The 18460-nt window shown below is 64.3% G+C and carries 19 protein-coding genes; 8 read left to right on the top strand and 11 right to left on the bottom strand.

Translation table 11 applies throughout. The annotated features are described in order from the left end of the window. Window positions 1-11: 11 nt before the first annotated feature. The 11 genes from CK219_RS26320 to CK219_RS26275 all read right to left on the bottom strand — a co-directional run bounded on the left by CK219_RS26320 (window position 12) and on the right by CK219_RS26275 (window position 10785). A complete protein-coding gene (locus CK219_RS26320) occupies window positions 12-2999 on the bottom strand; it encodes a 2-oxoglutarate dehydrogenase E1 component (protein WP_095769538.1) in 2988 nt (995 codons plus the stop codon). Window positions 3000-3135: 136 nt separating this feature from the next. Beyond that, window positions 3136-4038 carry a succinate--CoA ligase subunit alpha gene (sucD, locus tag CK219_RS26315; protein WP_095769537.1) on the bottom strand — a complete coding sequence of 301 codons (903 nt, stop codon included), beginning with the start codon at window positions 4036-4038 and terminating at the stop codon, window positions 3136-3138. Window positions 4039-4065: 27 nt separating this feature from the next. Continuing rightward, a complete protein-coding gene (locus CK219_RS26310; protein ID WP_095769536.1) occupies window positions 4066-4482 on the bottom strand; it encodes a PIN domain-containing protein in 417 nt (138 codons plus the stop codon). Continuing rightward, a complete protein-coding gene (locus tag CK219_RS31425) occupies window positions 4409-4705 on the bottom strand; it encodes a hypothetical protein (RefSeq protein ID WP_140846351.1) in 297 nt (98 codons plus the stop codon). Before CK219_RS31425 ends, CK219_RS26310 begins: the two co-directional genes overlap by 74 nt. A 77-nt stretch (window positions 4706-4782) precedes the next feature. After that, window positions 4783-5280: a DUF1579 family protein gene (locus tag CK219_RS26305; RefSeq protein ID WP_095769535.1), complete on the bottom strand. Its 498-nt coding sequence runs from the start codon at window positions 5278-5280 to the stop codon at window positions 4783-4785. A gap of 3 nt (window positions 5281-5283) precedes the next feature. After that, window positions 5284-5652: a cupin domain-containing protein gene (locus CK219_RS26300; RefSeq protein WP_095769534.1), complete on the bottom strand. Its 369-nt coding sequence runs from the start codon at window positions 5650-5652 to the stop codon at window positions 5284-5286. Between the two features lie 4 nt (window positions 5653-5656). Then, entirely contained in the window at window positions 5657-6850 is a 1194-nt protein-coding gene (gene sucC, locus CK219_RS26295) for an ADP-forming succinate--CoA ligase subunit beta (RefSeq protein WP_095769533.1), read from the bottom strand. Between the two features lie 36 nt (window positions 6851-6886). Further along, entirely contained in the window at window positions 6887-7855 is a 969-nt protein-coding gene (mdh, locus tag CK219_RS26290) for a malate dehydrogenase (RefSeq protein WP_095769532.1), read from the bottom strand. A 288-nt stretch (window positions 7856-8143) separates the two neighbouring features. Continuing rightward, complete coding sequence (gene zapE / locus CK219_RS26285) at window positions 8144-9346, bottom strand: cell division protein ZapE (RefSeq protein WP_095769610.1); 1203 nt, start codon at window positions 9344-9346, stop codon at window positions 8144-8146. 264 nt (window positions 9347-9610) lie between these two features. Further along, window positions 9611-10150, bottom strand: a complete 540-nt coding sequence (locus CK219_RS26280; protein ID WP_095769531.1) for a protease inhibitor Inh/omp19 family protein — start codon at window positions 10148-10150, stop codon at window positions 9611-9613. Window positions 10151-10347: 197 nt separating this feature from the next. Beyond that, a complete protein-coding gene (locus CK219_RS26275) occupies window positions 10348-10785 on the bottom strand; it encodes a VOC family protein (protein ID WP_095769609.1) in 438 nt (145 codons plus the stop codon). A gap of 127 nt (window positions 10786-10912) precedes the next feature. Between CK219_RS26275 and CK219_RS26270 the strand changes: the two genes are divergently transcribed. The 8 genes from CK219_RS26270 (at window position 10913) to CK219_RS26235 (ending at window position 18153) form a co-directional block, all read left to right on the top strand. Beyond that, window positions 10913-11950 carry an MBL fold metallo-hydrolase gene (locus tag CK219_RS26270; protein ID WP_095769530.1) on the top strand — a complete coding sequence of 346 codons (1038 nt, stop codon included), beginning with the start codon at window positions 10913-10915 and terminating at the stop codon, window positions 11948-11950. 30 nt (window positions 11951-11980) lie between these two features. Further along, window positions 11981-12142: a DUF1328 family protein gene (locus tag CK219_RS26265; protein WP_031195454.1), complete on the top strand. Its 162-nt coding sequence runs from the start codon at window positions 11981-11983 to the stop codon at window positions 12140-12142. A gap of 185 nt (window positions 12143-12327) precedes the next feature. Further along, on the top strand, window positions 12328-13212 hold the full coding sequence (gene dapF, locus CK219_RS26260) for a diaminopimelate epimerase (protein ID WP_095769529.1): 885 nt from the start codon (window positions 12328-12330) through the stop codon (window positions 13210-13212). Beyond that, window positions 13212-14540, top strand: a complete 1329-nt coding sequence (gene mtaB, locus CK219_RS26255) for a tRNA (N(6)-L-threonylcarbamoyladenosine(37)-C(2))-methylthiotransferase MtaB (RefSeq protein ID WP_095769528.1) — start codon at window positions 13212-13214, stop codon at window positions 14538-14540. Before dapF ends, mtaB begins: the two co-directional genes overlap by 1 nt. Before the next feature lie 14 nt (window positions 14541-14554). After that, entirely contained in the window at window positions 14555-16180 is a 1626-nt protein-coding gene (gene ftsY / locus CK219_RS26250; RefSeq protein WP_095769527.1) for a signal recognition particle-docking protein FtsY, read from the top strand. A 62-nt stretch (window positions 16181-16242) separates the two neighbouring features. Then, window positions 16243-16899: a septation protein A gene (locus tag CK219_RS26245; protein ID WP_095769526.1), complete on the top strand. Its 657-nt coding sequence runs from the start codon at window positions 16243-16245 to the stop codon at window positions 16897-16899. A 62-nt stretch (window positions 16900-16961) separates the two neighbouring features. Then, window positions 16962-17582: a pyridoxamine 5'-phosphate oxidase family protein gene (locus CK219_RS26240; RefSeq protein WP_095769525.1), complete on the top strand. Its 621-nt coding sequence runs from the start codon at window positions 16962-16964 to the stop codon at window positions 17580-17582. Between the two features lie 37 nt (window positions 17583-17619). Further along, window positions 17620-18153 carry an NADPH-dependent FMN reductase gene (locus CK219_RS26235; protein WP_095769524.1) on the top strand — a complete coding sequence of 178 codons (534 nt, stop codon included), beginning with the start codon at window positions 17620-17622 and terminating at the stop codon, window positions 18151-18153. The last annotated feature ends 307 nt before the right edge of the window (window positions 18154-18460 follow it).

Raw genomic sequence — 18460 nt, 5'->3', positions numbered from 1 at the left:
CGCCCGGCGTCCTATTCGCCGAGAGCGTCGTCGAGCAGCGCGGCCAGCTGGCTGAGATGCTTCGACATCAACCCAGTCGCCGGCGAGGCCGAGGCCGGCCGTCCGGTGTAGCGCACCCGCTGATGCTTGGCGTCGATATGCGCCAGCACCCATTCGAGATAGGGATCGATGAACGACCAGGCGCCCATGTTCTTGGGCTCTTCCTGGCACCACACCATCTCGGCGTTGCGGAAGCGTGACAGCTCGGTGATCAGCGCCTTGGCCGGGAACGGATAGAGCTGTTCGACGCGCAGCAGGTAGATGTCGTTGATGCCGCGCTTCTCGCGCTCCTCATAGAGGTCGTAATAGACTTTGCCCGAGCACAGCACGACGCGGCGTATCTTGGAGTCCTTCACCAGCTTGATAGGCTGGTCGGCCAAGAGCTGCGCATCGTCCCAAAGCAGTCGGTGGAATGAGCTTTCGCCCGCCATCTCCGACAGCGTCGACACCGCGCGCTTGTGGCGCAGCAGCGATTTAGGCGTCATCAGGATCAGCGGCTTGCGGAAGTCGCGCTTCAGCTGTCGGCGCAAGATATGGAAATAGTTAGCCGGCGTGGTGACATTGGCGACCTGCATGTTGTCTTCGGCGCAGAGCTGCAGGAAGCGCTCCAGCCGCGCCGACGAGTGCTCCGGCCCCTGGCCCTCATAGCCATGCGGCAGCAGGCATACGAGACCCGACATGCGAAGCCACTTGCGCTCGCCCGACGAGATGAACTGGTCGAACACGACCTGGGCGCCATTGGCGAAGTCGCCGAACTGCGCTTCCCAGAGCGTCAGCGCCTTGGGCTCGGCCAGGCTGTAGCCGTATTCGAAGCCGAGCACCGCCTCTTCCGAGAGCATCGAGTTGATGACCTCGTAGCCGGCCTGCGCCGCCGAGAGATTGTTGAGCGGAATGTAGCGGGTCTCGTCGCGCTGGTCGTAAAGCACCGAATGGCGCTGCGAGAAGGTACCGCGCTCCGAATCCTGCCCGGAAAGCCGGATCGGATTGCCGTCGAGCAGGATAGCGCCGAAGGCCAGCGCCTCGGCCGTCGACCAATCGATGCCTTCGCCCGACTCGATTGCCTGGCGGCGGTTTTCGAGGAAGCGCAGGATGGTCTTGTGCGCCTCGAAGTCCTTCGGCACCTCGGTCAGCTTCTTGCCGATCTCCTTCAGCGTGCGCACCGGCACGGCGGTCTTGCCGCGCCGCTGTTCGTCCTGGTTGTCGGCGGTGCGAAGGCCCGACCACGCGCCGTCCAGCCAGTCGGCCTTGTTGGGCTTGTAGTGCTGGCCGACTTCCCATTCGGCTTCCAGATGCGCGCGCCAGTCGGCCCGCATCTTGTCGACTTCGGCCTGGGTGACGTGGCCTTCGGCGATCAGCCGGTCGGCATAGATCTGCACCACCGTCTTATGGCTGCGGATGTTGCGGTACATGATCGGCTGAGTGAAGGACGGCTCGTCGCCCTCATTGTGGCCGAAGCGGCGGTAGCAGAACATGTCCACCACCACCGGCTTGTGGAACTTCATGCGGAACTCGGTCGCGACCTTCGCGGCATGCACCACCGCTTCCGGATCGTCGCCATTGACGTGGAAGATCGGCGCCTCGATCATCTTGGCCACATCCGATGGATAGGGCGAAGAGCGCGAGAAGCGCGGATTGGTGGTGAAGCCGATCTGGTTGTTGATGATGAAATGCAGCGTGCCGGCGACGCGATGCCCACGCAGGCCCGACAGGCCGAGGATCTCGGCGATCACGCCCTGGCCGGCGAAGGCTGCGTCGCCGTGCAGCAGCAGCGGCATGACCTTGGCGCGCTCAGACAGCGGCACGATCTCGCCGCGCTCACGGCCGGACAACTGATCCTGCTTGGCGCGCGCCTTGCCCATCACGACAGGGTCGACGATTTCCAGATGCGAGGGGTTGGCCGTCAGCGACAGGTGCACCTTGTTGCCGTCGAACTCGCGGTCTGACGAGGCGCCGAGGTGATACTTGACGTCGCCCGAGCCTTCGACTTCGTCGGGAGCCGCCGAGCCGCCCTTGAATTCGTGGAAGATGGCGCGGTGCGGCTTGGCCATCACCTGGGAAAGCACGTTGAGGCGGCCGCGATGCGCCATGCCGAGCACGATTTCCTTCAGGCCGAGCTGGCCGCCGCGCTTGACGATCTGTTCCAGCGCCGGGATCAGCGACTCGCTGCCATCGAGGCCGAAACGCTTGGTGCCCTTGTACTTGACGTCGATATATTGCTCGAAGCCCTCGGCCTCGACCAGCTTCGACAGGATCGCCTTCTTGCCGGTGGCGGTGAAGGTGATCTCCTTGTCGGCGCCTTCGATGCGCGCTTGGATCCAGGCCTTCTCTTCCGGGTCGGAGATGTGCATGAACTCGACGCCGAGCGTCGAGCAATAGGTGCGGGTCAGGATGTCCAGCATCTGCCGGATGGTGCCGAATTCGAGGCCCAGCACATTGTCGAGGAAGATCGGTCGGTCGTAATCGGCTTCGGTGAACCCGTAATTCTCCGGCGACAGCTCGTTATAGTCCTCGAGCGGCTTGGCGATGCCGAGCGGGTCGAGATTGGCGTGCAGGTGGCCGCGCATCCGGTAGGCGCGGATCATCATGATGGCGCGCACGGAATCGCGCGTCGCCTGGTGCACGTCGGCGTCCGAAAGCACGGCGCCATTGATGACGGCCTTTTCCTTGACCTTCTTTTCGATCGCCTTTTCGACCAGACCCCAATTGCCGTCGAGCGCCGAGACCAGCTCGCCATTGGCCTGCAGCGGCCAGGAAGGCTTCGCCCAGGACGCGCCCTTGGCGTTCTTGCGGACATCGCCCGCGTCGTCCTTCAGTGCCGCGAAGAAATCCTGCCACTCCGGATCGACGGAGGCGGGATTGTCCTCATAGGCCGCGTAGAGCGCGTCGATATAGTCGGCATTGCCGCCATAAAGGAATGAGGTGAGCGAGAACTGGTCGTTGGCCTGATCTTGTCTTGCCATTTTCGTCTGCGGAGCCTGGCTCCGTCTCCTTTTTGGAGCGAATAGTGAGTAGCGAATAGCGAGTAGGGACTGCCCGGATCGCGCTGCTACTCTGTTTTTCCTATTCGCTATTCGCTACTCACTATTCGCTACTCACTTAACCCTTGATCGCCTCGACCAGCGTCGTGCCGAGCCGCGCCGGCGACGGCGACACCTTGATGCCGGCCGATTCCATCGCCGCGATCTTGTCTTCCGCGCCGCCCTTGCCGCCGGAGATCACCGCGCCCGCGTGGCCCATGGTGCGGCCGGCCGGCGCGGTGCGCCCGGCGATGAAGCCCGCCATTGGTTTCTTGCGGCCGCGCTTGGCTTCGTCCTTGAGGAACTGCGCGGCGTCTTCCTCGGCCGAGCCGCCGATCTCGCCGATCATGATGATCGACTTGGTCTCGTCGTCGGCGAGGAACATCTCCAGCACGTCGATGAATTCGGTGCCCTTGACCGGGTCGCCGCCGATGCCCACCGCTGTGGTCTGGCCGAGGCCGACATTGGTGGTCTGGAAGACTGCCTCATAGGTAAGCGTTCCCGAGCGCGAAACAACGCCGACCGAGCCCTTGCGGAAGATGTTGCCGGGCATGATGCCGATCTTGCATTCGTCGGGCGTCAGCACGCCCGGGCAGTTCGGGCCGATCAGCCGCGAGGTGGAGCGGTCGAGCCGCGCCTTGACCTTGACCATGTCCATCACAGGAATGCCTTCGGTGATGCAGACGATGAGCGGGATCTCGGCCTCGATCGCCTCGATGATGGCTTCGCCGGCTCCCGCAGGCGGCACGTAGATGACGGAAGCGTTGGCGCCGGTCTTTGCCTTGCCTTCGGCGACGGTGGCGAAGATCGGCAGGGTCTCGCCCTTGGAACCGGTCCAGGTCTCGCCGCCCTTCTTCGGATGGATGCCGCCCACCATCTTGGTGCCGTGATAGGCCAGCGCCTGCTCGGTGTGGAACGTGCCGGTCTTGCCGGTCAGACCCTGAACCAAGACCTTGGTGTTCTTGTCGACGAGAATGGACATGGGTGGGAACGCCTCTGAATTCAGCGATTACAAGAAAGGATTGACGGCCCGGACCGAGCCATAGACCTGGTTGTGGTTGAGATCTTCGGTGTAGAAAATCGGCGCGCCGAGCCGTTCCGCGGCTGCAAGCAACGCCGCGTCGTAATATTTGAGCTGATAGCGACGCGCGAGACGAAGCCCCGCGATGACATAGGCCTGATCGACCGGGACAAAAGGAAGCGTGCCGAGAAAGACCAGCCATTGGTCGACCACAGCATCGGCCGAGACCGACTTCCGCCTTGCCACGTTGGCGAACTCTGCCAAGGTCTGGCCAGAGACGCCGAACACGGTCCCGAGGACAAGGCCTTGCGCGATATCGTGGCGGCGAGGATCACTCGTCCTCTCCGAAGCCGCGTACAGGAGGACGTTCGAGTCGAGAAAGCATTCTATCCTCTCGTTCGGCATAGATCTCGTCCCGGTTCCATTTGTATGCAGGGCCTAGATCGAGCGGCGATTCTTTCATCAACCTGCGCATGCCTTCCCGCGCCCAGGCGATCCGGTCTTCCTGCTCGACCTCATGCGCGAGCAGCGTGCGAATAAGGGCATTGAGCGTCGTCTGGCGACGCCCAGCGAGGCCGCGCGCCTTTTCAAGGAGGGCCTCGTCAATGGCCAAGGTGACGTTCTTCATTGTCCGTCTCCACATAAATACACAGGTACAATATGTGTGATTATGTGTGACCCTTCAACCGTCCTGATCTCCATCGCTCAGCCTTCCTTCATCTCGGAAGGCGAAACGCGCCGGTAGAGGCCGCTCACCATGTCTTGCCACGCATCGCTGCCGGCGGGCTTGAACTGAAGTTTCATGCGGTAGGCGTCAGCGCCGTCAAAGCTGTACGCCATGCGCGCGGCGCCGCGCGGCGACGACCGTTCCAGCATCAGCTCGTTGCCGTTCCACCTGCCGGTAGCCGGCGACATCGGCACGAACCCCATCGAGTCGAACTGATGCATGGTGACGAGGCCGCTCTGCTGGTCGAAGCCGAACACATTATGCGCGCCGAACGAGACGGTGCCGTCGCGGCGCTGGCGATAGCGCTGCACCACGAACAAGCCGCCGAACTCAGCCTCGGCCTGCAGTTCTGACGTTGCCGTGCCGGCATCGGTCCATTGCGTGGCCGCGACCTCTTCCTCGCCGCGCCACGCGCCGACCAGCGCCTGCAGGCGTTGGTGACCGTCAGAGAGGGAAGAGAAGGGTGACGCGTTCATGGCTCAGAGCCGCTTCAGGTCGGTGACGGTGAGGTCACTCCGGGCGTTGCCGGTGTTCAAGGTCGTCGCCGGCTCGAACATCAGCACCACCGGCTCCTTCGTCAGCGAACGCGGCCGGTGCTCGACGCCGCGCGGCACGACGATGAAATCGCCCTCGCCAAGCTCGACCGGCCCGTCGCGAAAATCGATGGCGATCCTGCCGCGCAGCACCAGGAAGGCCTCGTCCTCATCGTGCGCATGCCAGTCGAAAACCTCGCCGAACTTGGCGACCTTGGCCTGGGCATCGTTGACGTCGCCGGCGATATGCGGATCGAAGACCTTGGTGATCGTCCGATCTGCCGCCTCGACCAGGTTTATCTTGCGCGGAGGCATCCGCTTAGCCCTTCACCGCCGCCACGATCTTCTTGGCTGCGTCGTCGAGATCGTCGGCCGACACGACATTGAGGCCGCTGTCGTTGATGATCTTCTTGCCGAGCTCGGCATTGGTGCCTTCCAGCCGCACCACCAGCGGCACCTTGAGGCCCACCTCCTTGACCGCGGCGATCACGCCCTCGGCGATGACGTCGCACTTCATGATGCCGCCGAAGATGTTGATCAGGATACCCTCGACGGCCGGATCCTTGGTGATGATCTTGAACGCCGCCGTGACCTTTTCCTTGGAAGCGCCGCCGCCGACGTCGAGGAAGTTAGCCGGCTCAGCACCATACAGCTTGATGATGTCCATCGTCGCCATGGCAAGGCCGGCGCCGTTGACCATGCAGCCGATATTGCCGTCGAGCGCGACATAGGCGAGGTCGTATTTCGACGCCTCGATCTCCTTCTCGTCCTCTTCGGTAGTGTCGCGCAATTCCATCACGTCCGGATGGCGGAACAGCGCGTTGTTGTCGAACGACACTTTGGCGTCGAGCACACGCAGATGCCCGTCCTTCATGACGATCAGCGGGTTGACCTCGAGCAGGCTCATGTCCTTCTCGACAAAGGCCTTGTAGAGGATCGGGAACAGCGTGCCGCCGTCCTTCGCCGCATCGCCGTCGAGCTTCAGCGCGGCATTGAGCTTCTTCACGTCGTCGGCGCTCACGCCCTTTTCCGGATCGATGGCAACGGTGACGATCTTTTCCGGCGTGTCGTGCGCGACCGTCTCGATGTCCATGCCGCCCTCGGTCGAGACGACGAAGGCGATGCGGCCGACCGAGCGGTCGACCAGGATCGACAAATAGAGCTCGCGCTCGATGTCGGCGCCGTCCTCGATATAGAGGCGGTTGACCTGCTTGCCGGCAGGTCCCGTCTGCTTGGTGACCAGCGTGTGGCCGAGCATCTCGTTGGCATTGGCGACGACTTCCGCCGCCGATTTCGCCAGCCGCACGCCGCCCTTGGCGTCGGGGCCGAGCTCCTTGAACTTGCCCTTGCCGCGGCCGCCGGCATGGATCTGGCTCTTCACGACATAGAGTGGACCGGGCAGCGCTTCTGCCGCCGCTTCCGCCTCGCTGGCTTTGAACACCGGAACGCCGCTTGCGACCGGCGCGCCGAAGGTCTTCAGCAGCGCCTTGGCCTGATACTCATGGATGTTCATGCGCTTGGTCTCCGGAGAAGGTTGCTAGCCGCGAGATTACTTGCCGGCGAGGTGCGGGGCGATCTTGGTGCAGGCCTCGGTCAGGCCCTGCACGGCCGCCACCGAATTGTCGAACATCTTCTGCTCGGCCTTGGAGAGATCGATCTCGATGACACGCTCGACGCCGCCAGCGCCGATCACCACCGGAACGCCGACATAGGTATTCTTCACGCCATACTGGCCCGAGAGATGCGCGGCGCAGGGCAGCACGCGCTTCTTGTCCTTGAGGTAGGATTCGGCCATCGCGATCGCCGAGGCGGCCGGCGCGTAATAGGCCGAGCCGGTCTTCAGCAGGCCGACGATCTCGGCGCCGCCGTCGCGGGTGCGCTGCACGATCTGGTCGAGCTTCTCCTTTGAGGTCCAGCCCATCTTGACGAGGTCGGGCAGCGGGATGCCCGAGACGGTCGAATAGCGGATCATCGGCACCATGGAATCGCCGTGACCGCCGAGCACAAAGGCGGTGACGTCCTCGACCGAGACCTTGAACTCCTCGGCCAGGAAGTAGCGGAAACGGGCGCTGTCGAGCACGCCGGCCATGCCGACGACATGGCTGGTCGGCAGGCCGGAGAACTTCTGCAGCGCCCAGACCATGGCGTCGAGCGGGTTGGTGATGCAGATGACGAAGGCCTTCGGCGCATATTTCTTGAGGCCGGCGCCAACCTGTTCCATCACCTTCAGGTTGATGCCAAGAAGGTCGTCGCGGCTCATGCCGGGCTTGCGCGGCACGCCGGCGGTGACGATGCACACATCCGCGCCCTCGATGCCGGCATAGTCGTTGACGCCGGTCAGCCGGGAATCGAAGCCGTCGACCGGCGAAGACTGCGCGATGTCGAGACCCTTGCCCTGCGGAATGCCCTCGGCGATATCGAACAGCACCACGTCGCCGAGATCCTTGAGGCCGATCATATGGGCGAGCGTGCCGCCGATCATGCCCGAGCCGATGAGCGCTATCTTGTTGCGTGCCATGTGAGGATGTTTTCCTTTGTCTGTGACGAAGTCGTGACGGGCCGGAGGGGCCGAAAGGATGCGGGAAACCGCGAGATTTGGCCGCACCGAATAACTCCGGCGCGCAAGAAATTCAAACGATTATTTTGAGCCTAACGTTTTCAATCGGTTAGATGCATTGGGAATTACGTAAACGTCAAAGTTTATGAGCCGACTGAGGAGAATTTACACAATGAACGTCGAAATCAGAAGGGCTTCATCCGGGCGATGACGCGGTTGTGACTTAAGCAGGGCACCGCTGAACGAAATTCAGGCTTGCGCCTGCCTCACCTTTGCAGCCGCCACCTCCTTTTTTCGCCGTTCCGCCCAGCCGTCCAGCCAGTCGCGGCTCTGCATCTCGACCAGGCGCGAGGCTGTACGCTCGAATTCGAACACTTCCGTGCCGCGCTTGGCCGTATAAAGCCGTTCGGGCGGCGCCGCCGCGCTCATCACCAGCCGAATGCGGTGGTCGTAGAGCGTGTCGATCAAAAGGATGAAGCGCTTGGCCTCGTTGCGCTTGCCTTCGCCCAGCACCGGCACATGGTCGATGAAAACGGTCGAGAAGCGGCCGGCGATCGCCAGATAGTCGCGCGCGCCGAGCGGCTTTTCGCAGAGGTCGGCAAAGGAAAAGCGCGCCGCGTCGCCGGCGGCGCGCGGCACGACGAGCTGGCGGCCTTTCAGCGTCAGCGTCACCTCGCCGACCGGCTGGCCATGCGTCATCGCCTTCCAGGCCTCGTCGAGCGCGCGCTCGGCCGCGGCGTCGTCCGGCGTGACATAGACCGGCTGGCGGTTGAGCTTTTCCTGCCGGTAATCCTTCTCGGCATCCAGCGTCATCACATGTGCATTGCGCTCGAGCAGCGAGATGAACGGCAGGAAGAGCTGGCGGTTCAGCCCGTCGCGATAAAGGTTCTCCGGCGCCACATTGGAGGTGGCGACCAGCACCACGCCGTTGGCGAACAGCGCCGAGAACAGGCGCGACAGGATCATCGCGTCGGCGATGTCGGTGACCGAGAATTCGTCGAAGCACAGCACCCAGGCTTCATCGGCGAGCGCCCGCGCCACCGGCGGGATCGGGTCGTCTTCCTTGACGTCGCCATTCTTGCGCGCCTGCCGGTGCTTCTGGATACGATCCTGCACATCGGCCATGAAGTCGTTGAAATGCACGCGGCGCTTGCGCCGGACCGGCAACAGCTCGAAGAACATGTCCATCAGCATGGTCTTGCCGCGACCAACGCCGCCATGGATGTAGAGGCCTTTGACCGGCTCGCGCGGCTGACGCTTGGCCGCGAACAGCCAGCCCAGCGCGCTCGATTTATGCGCCAGCCTTTTGGCCGAGATCTCGTCTATCAACCGATCGAGCGCAGCGACGATCCGCTCCTGCGCCGGGTCGCGCTCGGCCGCCCCGCTTTGGACGAGATGCTCGTAGCGCTGCCTGACGGTGGCGTGGGTCTGGATACCGTCGCGCAGGTGCATGGGTCCGGTCTTTTGCATTCTTTTGCGCGGAACGCCTGAGGAAAGGCCAGGGTGTGTTGAGCTTCAGGTCAGGCCGAGTCGAAAATGGCGGGTTCCGAGAACCGGAGCGGAGCGTACTTGAAGTACGTGAGCACCGGTCTACGCCGGCCATAGCCTTAATTCAACTACCACGCCACTCCTAAGTGCTTCGGCCGGCGAAGGCCGGAAGCGCAGGAAACCGGCATTTGCAGGCCGGCCTCACCTGAACATCAGCACACCCTCGCGTTATCTTGTAAGCGAGATCGGTTGCCCGTTGGAAGTCTGGCCGTCGAACTTTTCGCCGCCGGAGGAATAGAGCCTGGCCAGCGTGCCGCCATTTTCGTCGTAAAGCGTCAGCTGCTTGCCGGCGACGTTCCACGATTTGATGCCGTCGATCGGCGCCGGGCAGTGCAGCGGACCGGCGCGGTAGCCGGCGCCGAACTTGGTCTGCGGCGTCGCCACCTTGCAGCTCTGCCCGGAGACATTGACGTTCCAGACGCCGGCGACGCTGGCCGCGGTGAGATCGGTGGCGCCGGCGGGCGCCGTGCCGTCCGGCGGCAGCGACGCGACCTGAGTGTTCTTCGGAGCGGTCGGAAATTGCGACGGATCGGCGGCGCCGGGGGAAGCCGGCGGCGGCAGCTGATTCTGCGTCACCGTGCCGGAGGGTGCCGGGGTCAGCGGTGCCGGCTGCTGGTCGTCCATCGACGAGAAGCGCGAGGTCGAGCAGCCGCTCGCAACGAGCGCGGCCAGCGATACGGCCACAAGGCCAGTCCTTGAAAAATGCATTTACCACCTCCGTCGGATCTGGCCGGGGGGAGCCATCCGCGTAATCTCCGCTTCACCAAGACGGCGAAGGTGGCAGAATTTCAACCCGATATGGTTAAAATAGGGTTTTCGAAATGGCTGTTGCAAATTTATCGCAGCGGAGGGCCACAGTCGGGAAGCTGCCACTGAAAAACTTATAATCTATTGAAATAACAATATTAAATCCTTGCGCTCGGCACGAAGACGTAACCATCCGGGCCGACGATGTAGCATTCGCGCAAGCCATGCGGCTTGTCGATCGAGCCGGCCAGCACGATGTGGCCGAGCGCGGCCGCCTTTTTCTCGACCGAGTCCGGATCGGCGCCGTAAAGGCGCAGTTCGATACCGGCCCCGCGAGTCTCGGCGCCTGCGGTGACGCCGGTCATCGGATTGTCCAGATAGGAATGATCGGCGTGCAGCATGAAGATCGAGCCCAACAGCTCGATCGCCGCGAAATCCTCGTCGCCATAGATGATCCGGGCGCCAAGCACGTCGCGGCAGAAAGCCTCCATCGCCGTCAGGTCGGTAACCAACAGGTTGATGCCGACCCCAGGCGGCAGCGAGCGGCCGAAATCCTCCGCCTTCATCCACGGTGTCTTGGTTCGCTTCATTACCATGACGATCACCCCTGTCTGCCGATCCTAGACGAGCCCGGCTTCGGCCATTGGCATTCGGCGGCAAAATGCTTGCGCCAGGCCGGCGCGTCCTTATCTCAGGAGACGACACAAGCGGGCGGGAGACAGAATGGCCGCGAGGAAAGGAACCGCCAACCGCTACTACAGCGGGCCGCCCAGCGATCATTTCGACGGCGCCCTGTTCTTCAATCCCGGCGGCAAGCCGCCCGGGAGCTTCACCGATCTCCTCAAATGGCAATTCGGCGGCAGGCGGGCGAAATGGCCGGCTTCGGTTCCGAGCCCGTTTCCCCCGGCGAAGCCGGATAGACGGGTGGAAGGCAGCGCGCTGAGACTCACCATGGTCGGCCATGCTTCGCTCCTCATCCAGGCGGCGGGGTTGAATATCCTGACCGACCCGGTCTGGTCGGAGCGCGCCTCGCCTTTCGCCTTCGCCGGGCCGAAGAGGGTCAATGCGCCGGGGATTGCCTTTGCCGACCTGCCGCCGATCGACCTGGTCCTGATCAGCCACAATCACTACGACCATCTCGACCTCGTCACGCTGAAGCGGCTGAGGGAGAGACACGATCCGCTGGTGATCGCGCCGCTCGGCAATGACGCCATCATCGGCCGCGCAGCGTCCGGCATGCGGCTCAGCGTGCATGATTGGGGCGACAGGCTCGATGCCGGCACGGCTGCCATCCATGTCGAACCGGCGCATCACTGGTCGGCGCGCGGCGGGCGCGACCGCCGCATGGCGCTGTGGGCGGGCTTCGTCATCGAGACGATGGCCGGCAATATCTATTTCGCCGGCGACACCGGCTTCCATGACGGCATCAACTACCGGCTGATGGCGCAAAAGCATGGCGGCTTCCGCCTCGCCATCCTGCCGATCGGAGCCTATGAGCCGCGCTGGTTCATGGCGCCGCAGCACCAGAATCCGCAGGAGGCCGTTCAGGGCATGAAGCTGTGCAACGCCGCCTTCGCCGCCGGCTGCCACTGGGGCACCTTCCACCTCACCGACGAGCCGGTCGATGAGCCGGCCCGGAAACTGGCCGAGGCTTTGGCCGCCGAAGACCTGCCGCCAGAGCGTTTCCGTGCCATGCGACCGGGAGAGCTATGGGACGTGCCGGCCATCTACAAAGGAACCCAAACCGGCCAAACGCGTTGATCGGACGACGCAAACCGCTGGAGCTTCCCCATGATCAGGTGGATCATCATCCTTCTCATCATCGCCGCCGCCGCGAGCCTGCTCGGCATGCCGGCTTTGGCAGGCGCGGCCGCTACCGGCGCGCGCATCCTCATCGGGATCGTGCTGATCATCTTCCTGCTGATCGTGCTCGGCGTCTTCGCGGTAACATAAGCGCGACCACTTGGTCGTCGCTGGCGCGACCGCCAGGTCGTCGCTGGCGCGACCACTTGGTCGTCGCTGCACGACCGGTCGCTGCGCGGCCTCTTCTTCGTCGTCGCCAGAGCCACGCCGGACTGGTAATTCCCGCCCGTTTCCGCCATATAGCGCCCAAACGGATTGGCCAACGGATTGGTTAGATGGCAGGCAGCGCCCCCTTCGCCAAGATGAACGGCATCGGCAACGAGATCATCGTTGCCGATATGCGCGGCCGCGCCGACAAGGTGACGGCGGCGGCCGCAATCGCCCTCAATGGCGACGCGGCGACGAAGTTCGACCAGATCATGGCGATCCACGACGCGAAGACGCCGGGCACGGCCTATTATATCGACATCCTGAACTCCGACGGCACCAGCGCGCAGGCCTGCGGCAACGGCATGCGCTGCGTCGTGCAGGCTTTGGCCGCCGAGACGGGCAACAAGAGCTTCACCTTCGAGACCCGCGCCGGCGTCTTGAACGCGCAGGAGCATGCGGACGGTCTTATTTCGGTCGACATGGGCAAGCCGCGTTTCGGCTGGCAGGAGATCCCGCTGGCGGAAGAATTCCGCGACACCCGCATGATCGAGCTGCAGATCGGCCCGATCGATGCCCCGGTGCTGCATTCGCCCTCGGCGGTGTCGATGGGCAACCCGCACGCGATCTTCTGGGTCGACAACGACGTCTGGTCTTATGAGCTGGACCGCTTCGGCCCGCTGCTCGAAAACCATCCGATCTTCCCCGAGCGCGCCAACATCACCATTGCCCAGGTGACTTCGCCCGAAACCATGATCATCCGTACCTGGGAGCGCGGCGCCGGCCTCACCAAGGCCTGCGGCTCGGCGGCTTGCGCCGCCGCGGTCGCGGCGGCCCGTACCAGGCGCACCGGCCGCAGCGTCTCGCTGGTCGCGCCCGGCGGCGGCGAGCTCAATGTCGAATGGCGCGACGACGATCACGTCATCCTGACAGGTGCCGCCGAATGGGAATTTTCCGGCAGCTTCGATCCCTCGACCGGCGCCTGGGCCCGCGACACCGAAAGCGCCGCCTGATGTCCGCCCTTCAAAAAGGCGTGGTATCCCAAGCCTCCACCACGACAGGTATCGACGTCGTCACCTTCGGCTGCCGGCTGAACACCTATGAATCGGAAGTGATGCGCCGCGAGGCCGAAAGCGCCGGCCTGGGCGAGCTCAATGGCGGCGCCTTCATCTTCAACACCTGCGCCGTCACCGCCGAAGCGGTGCGCCAGGCCAAGCAGGCGATCCGCAAGGCCCGCCGCGAGAACCCTTCAGCCCGCATCATCGTCACCGGCTGCGCGGCCCAGACCGAGCCGCAGAATTTCGCCGCAATGGACGAGGTGGACCTGGTGCTCGGCAATGAGGAGAAGCTCAAGGCCAACTCCTACCGCGCGCTGCCCGATTTCGGCGTCAACGACACCGAGAAGGCGCGCGTCAACGACATTTTTTCGGTGCGCGAGACGGCAAGCCACATGGTCGACGCCATCGAGGGCCGCGCGCGCGCCTTCGTGCAGGTGCAGAATGGCTGCGGCCATCGCTGCACCTTCTGCATCATCCCTTACGGCCGCGGCAACTCGCGCTCCGTGCCGATGGGCGCGGTGGTCGAGCAGGTCAAGCGCCTCGCCGGCAACGGCTATGCCGAGATCGTGCTGACCGGCGTCGACATGACCAGCTTCGGCGCCGACCTGCCGGGCGCGCCAAAGCTGGGAAAGCTGGTGAAGACGATCCTGCGCCAGGTGCCCGACGTGAAGCGCCTGAGATTGTCCTCCATCGATTCCATCGAGGCCGACGACGACCTGCTTGACGCCATCGCCACTGAACAGAGGCTGATGCCGCATCTGCATCTGTCGCTGCAGTCGGGCGACGACATGATCTTGAAGCGCATGAAGCGCCGCCATCTGCGCGACCAGTCGATCCGCTTCTGCGAGGACGTGCGCAAGCTGCGTCCGGGCGTCGTCTTCGGCGCCGACATCATCGCCGGCTTCCCGACCGAGACCGAGGCGATGTTCGAGAATTCGGAGAAAATCGTCGAGGAATGCGGCCTGACGCATCTCCACGTCTTTCCGTTCTCGCCACGCGAAGGCACGCCGGCCGCGCGCATGCCGCAGGTCCGCCGTGAGGTGGTGAAGGCGCGCGCCGCCAGGCTGCGCGCCGCCGGCGAGGCCGCCTATCGCCATCATTTGTCGTCGCTCTCCGGCACACGGCAATCGATTCTGGTCGAGCGCGACGGGCTCGGCCGCACCGAAGGTTTTACGCTGGCCGCGATTGACGCCGGCGCGCCCGGCGAGATCGTCGATGCCATGGTCGCCGGCCATGACGGCGCCCGGCTGATTGCGGCCCCGCTTGCCGCGCAAGCCGCCTGAGAACTGCGAGACGTATGGCTGGTTTCTTCAAGAAGATATTTTCGTTCGGCAAGAAAGAGGTCGTCGAGGAGCGCGTCGACGAAGCGCTGCCGCCGATCAAGTGGGACGCGCTGGACGCGCTGAAGCCGGAGACTGAGCCTCAACCAGTTCCCGAAGAGCCGAAGCCCGAGCCTGCTCCATCCATCCCGCCGGTGCCAGAGCCCACCATTCCCGCCGAGCCGGAACCGCTGCCGCAGCCTGAGCCGGAAGAAGAGCCGCAGCCGGCGCCCGAGAAGCCGGAGCCGCCGGCCCCCGAGGAAGTGCCGCCGGCACAACCCGAGCCTCTACCTGCGCCGACGCCCGAACCTGCTCCGCAGGAAGTGCCCGCACCTGCGCCGACGCAACCTGACATCGAGCCTTCGCGTCCGGAACCGCTGCCTGAGCAGCCACCGGTCGAAGTGCCGACGCCGCCTGCCGAAGTCCCGGTCGAAACGCCAGTGCCCATCGAGGTGCCACCAGCGGCGCCGCCCTCTGTGGAACCGTCCGCCGAAGCCGTAGCGGAAATCGCGCCTCCTATTCGACAGCCCGCGCCCGTCGAGCTGCAGCCGATCCATGCCGAGATCGCACCGGAGCCGGAGGCTTTGCCGTCGCCGCCGACACCCGCGCCCTCTGCCGGCAAGGTAACGGTCTCAAAAAAGGTCGAGCAGAAGGCCGAGCCGGTGAAGGCGCCGGAGCCGGCGCCGCGGCGCTCCTGGTTCCAGCGCATGCGCGAAGGGCTTGCCCGCTCATCGCGCGAGCTCACCGGCAACATCGCCGGCGTCTTCACCAAGCGCAAATTGGACGAGGACACGCTGCAGGACCTGGAGGACGTGCTGATCCGCGCCGATCTTGGCTTGGAAACCGCGCTGCGCGTCACCGATTCGCTTGCCTCCAGCCGCTACGGCCGCGACGTCTCCGACGTCGAAGTCCGCGCCGTGATGGCGGCGGAGGTGGAGAAGGTGCTGGCGCCGGTCGCCAGGCCGCTCGAGCTAGACCTCAGCCACAAGCCGCATGTCGTCCTGGTCGTCGGCGTCAACGGCACCGGCAAGACCACCACCATCGGCAAGCTGGCCGCCAAGCTCACCGATGGCGGCCTCAAGGTGATGCTGGCCGCCGGCGACACGTTCCGCGCCGCCGCGATCGAGCAGCTCAAGATCTGGGGCGAGCGCACGAAATCGCCGGTCATCGCCTCCAAGCTCGGCGCCGATGCGGCGGGCCTCGCCTATGACGCCTTCGAGAAGGCGAAGGAGGCCGGCTCCGACGTGCTGATCATCGACACGGCCGGGCGCCTGCAGAACAAGACCGAGCTGATGGCCGAGCTGGAGAAGATCGTGCGCGTGCTGGGCAAGCTCGATCCCGAAGCGCCGCACACGGTGCTGCAGACGGTCGATGCCACCACCGGCCAGAACGCGCTGAACCAGGTTGAGATCTTCCGCAACGTCGCCGGCGTCAACGGCCTGGTGATGACCAAGCTGGACGGCACGGCGCGCGGCGGTATTCTGGTGGCGATCGCCGCCAAGCACCGGCTGCCGGTCTATTTCATCGGCGTCGGCGAGCAGGTCGACGACCTTGAACCGTTTTCCGCCAGCGAGTTCGCGAGAGCCATCGCCGGCGTGGCTTGAACAAGGCGCGATCCTGCAAGGCCGCCTGCTTTTCGGCCAGATCGTGCGTAAGAAGGACTTTTATGAACATCATCGAGCGCGACCCGTCCGATCCACGCCGCAAGCCGGTCAACCCCGGCTTGAAGTTCCTGCTCGAGCTTGGCCCTGGCCTGGTGTTCTTCTTCACCACCATTCGCGGCGAGTGGCTGGCCGAGAAATTCCCGGTGCTCGCCCATCTCGGCGAGCCGATCCTGATCGCCACCGCCTTCTTCATGGTCGCGACGGCGCTCTCGCTCGGCGTCTCCTGGCTGCTCACGCGCAGCCTGCCGCTGATGCCGCTGGTCTCGGCGATCGTCGTGTTCGTCTTCGGCGCGCTGGCGCTTTACCTGCAGGACAAGACCTTCGCCTTCATGAAGCCGACGATCATCAATTCGCTGTTCGGCGTCACGTTGCTCGGCGGGCTGCTGTTCGGCCGCTCGCTGCTCGGCTATGTCTTCGATTCCGCCTTCCAGCTCGATGCCGAAGGCTGGCGCAAGCTGACCTTCCGCTGGGGGCTGTTCTTCCTGTTCCTCGCCGCGCTCAATGAGGTCGTGTGGCGCAACTTTTCCGAGGCGACCTGGCTTTATTTTAAGGTCTGGGGCACGATCCCGATCACCTTGCTGTTCACCTTCAGCCAAATGCCGCTGATCATGCGCCACTCGCTGGAGGAAAAAGCCAAGGAAGAGAAGGCCGGGAATTAAAGCAATTCCAGGAAAAGAGTGCAGCGGTTTCCGTCCGGAATTGCGCCAGAATGAGTGGCAGCATGGAATTCCTCACCACGCATGACGAGCTGAGGACGATCTACAAGACGCCCCGGCCGACCGACGGCTCGATCCGCAAGGAGCTCAAAGTCCTCGACGGCCATTGCCGATCCTTCATCGGCAAGAGCCCCTTCGTGCTGATCGGCTCCTCCGAAGGCGCCGGCAATGCCGACGTGACGCCGAAAGGCGACAAGCCCGGCTTCACCGCCATCCTCGACAACGCCACCATCGCCATTCCCGACCGTCCAGGCAACAACCGGCTGGACACGCTGGAAAACATCATCCGCAACCCATCGGTCGGACTGCTCTTCCTCATTCCCGGCATGAACGAGACGCTACGCGTCAACGGCGATGCCCGCATCACTGTCGACCCGACCTTGCGCGAACGGCTGGCCATCGACGGCAAGGAGCCGCAGAGCGTGATCCTGGTGACGGTCAAGGCCGCCTATATGCACTGCGCCAAGGCCTTCATGCGCTCCGATTTGTGGAAGCCGGAGACCTGGTACGACCGCGCGACCCTGCCGACCCTCGGCCAGATCATCCGCGACCAGTTGGCGCTCAGCGAAAGCGCCGGCGAGATCGACCGCGAGCTGGACCACGATTACCGCCAGACCATGTGGTAGGCTTGCCGGACGACTCAACCCTTCGTCCGGCTCTCCCTTGATCGAGATCATCGCCATATCGGGCAGCCTGCGCGCCGCCTCGACCAACTCGGCCCTGGTCACGGCGCTGGCCGCCAACGCGCCCGCGGGCTGCCGTGTCCAGGTCTATGATGGCCTCGGCCGGCTGCCGATCTTCAACCCCGACGACGAGGGCGAGCGCACGCCGCCCGAAGCGGCAGCACTGATCGAGACGATCACCCGCGCAAACGGCGTCGTCGTCTCCTGCCCGGAATATGCGCATGGCGTGCCCGGCGGCATGAAGAACGCGCTCGACTGGCTGGTCTCGCGCGACGCCGCGGTCGGCAAGCCGGCGATGCTGGTCCACGCCTCGCCCCGCTCGCTCTATGCGCGGGCAGCGCTTGCCGAGGTCATGCGGACGATGTCCTTCGCGATGTACGAGGAGGGGACGCTGGAGATCGCGCTGCTGGGCAAGAAGCCGGCCGAGGTGGAGGCGATCCTCAGCGAGGATGCGAACCGGGAGGCGATGCGCGGTGCGGTGCGGGATTTTCTGGAATTTATACGCGGGCGGTGAGTGGCGCCGCTTTCCCTTCTCCCCTTGTGGGAGAAGGTGGATCGGCGCGCAGCGCCGAGACGGATGAGGGGTGTTCCAGCGGAGTGAGACGACGGCGACCTCGTCGCTGGACAAACGGCGTCTCCCAGCTGGAACACCCCTCATCTGACCTCGCTTCGCGAGGCCACCTTCTCCCACAAGGGGCCTGTTGCGTAATTGGCTGGTTGTGATTCTCTGAGAGGAAGCTCGGAGGGAATCGCGATGGCTGTGAAGCAGACGGGACAGTTGAGCCTGGCGGAGGCGTTTCTAGGCGACAAGCTTGCGGGCG

The organism is Mesorhizobium sp. WSM4313, from assembly GCF_002294725.1.
Taxonomy (GTDB): domain Bacteria; phylum Pseudomonadota; class Alphaproteobacteria; order Rhizobiales; family Rhizobiaceae; genus Mesorhizobium.
This window is presented reverse-complemented; position numbering and strand designations above follow the sequence as displayed.

Excerpts from the sequence above, each read along its gene's own strand:
- CK219_RS26320 (WP_095769538.1), bottom strand. The coding sequence starts at position 2,999 with ATGGCAAGACAAGATCAGGCCAACGACCAGTTCTCGCTCACCTCATTC.
- sucD (WP_095769537.1), bottom strand. The coding sequence starts at position 4,038 with ATGTCCATTCTCGTCGACAAGAACACCAAGGTCTTGGTTCAGGGTCTG.
- CK219_RS26310 (WP_095769536.1), bottom strand. The coding sequence starts at position 4,482 with ATGCCGAACGAGAGGATAGAATGCTTTCTCGACTCGAACGTCCTCCTG.
- CK219_RS31425 (WP_140846351.1), bottom strand. The coding sequence starts at position 4,705 with ATGAAGAACGTCACCTTGGCCATTGACGAGGCCCTCCTTGAAAAGGCG.
- CK219_RS26305 (WP_095769535.1), bottom strand. The coding sequence starts at position 5,280 with ATGAACGCGTCACCCTTCTCTTCCCTCTCTGACGGTCACCAACGCCTG.
- CK219_RS26300 (WP_095769534.1), bottom strand. The coding sequence starts at position 5,652 with ATGCCTCCGCGCAAGATAAACCTGGTCGAGGCGGCAGATCGGACGATC.
- sucC (WP_095769533.1), bottom strand. The coding sequence starts at position 6,850 with ATGAACATCCATGAGTATCAGGCCAAGGCGCTGCTGAAGACCTTCGGC.
- mdh (WP_095769532.1), bottom strand. The coding sequence starts at position 7,855 with ATGGCACGCAACAAGATAGCGCTCATCGGCTCGGGCATGATCGGCGGC.
- zapE (WP_095769610.1), bottom strand. The coding sequence starts at position 9,346 with ATGCACCTGCGCGACGGTATCCAGACCCACGCCACCGTCAGGCAGCGC.
- CK219_RS26280 (WP_095769531.1), bottom strand. The coding sequence starts at position 10,150 with ATGCATTTTTCAAGGACTGGCCTTGTGGCCGTATCGCTGGCCGCGCTC.
- CK219_RS26275 (WP_095769609.1), bottom strand. The coding sequence starts at position 10,785 with ATGGTAATGAAGCGAACCAAGACACCGTGGATGAAGGCGGAGGATTTC.
- CK219_RS26270 (WP_095769530.1), top strand. The coding sequence starts at position 10,913 with ATGGCCGCGAGGAAAGGAACCGCCAACCGCTACTACAGCGGGCCGCCC.
- CK219_RS26265 (WP_031195454.1), top strand. The coding sequence starts at position 11,981 with ATGATCAGGTGGATCATCATCCTTCTCATCATCGCCGCCGCCGCGAGC.
- dapF (WP_095769529.1), top strand. The coding sequence starts at position 12,328 with ATGGCAGGCAGCGCCCCCTTCGCCAAGATGAACGGCATCGGCAACGAG.
- mtaB (WP_095769528.1), top strand. The coding sequence starts at position 13,212 with ATGTCCGCCCTTCAAAAAGGCGTGGTATCCCAAGCCTCCACCACGACA.
- ftsY (WP_095769527.1), top strand. The coding sequence starts at position 14,555 with ATGGCTGGTTTCTTCAAGAAGATATTTTCGTTCGGCAAGAAAGAGGTC.
- CK219_RS26245 (WP_095769526.1), top strand. The coding sequence starts at position 16,243 with ATGAACATCATCGAGCGCGACCCGTCCGATCCACGCCGCAAGCCGGTC.
- CK219_RS26240 (WP_095769525.1), top strand. The coding sequence starts at position 16,962 with ATGGAATTCCTCACCACGCATGACGAGCTGAGGACGATCTACAAGACG.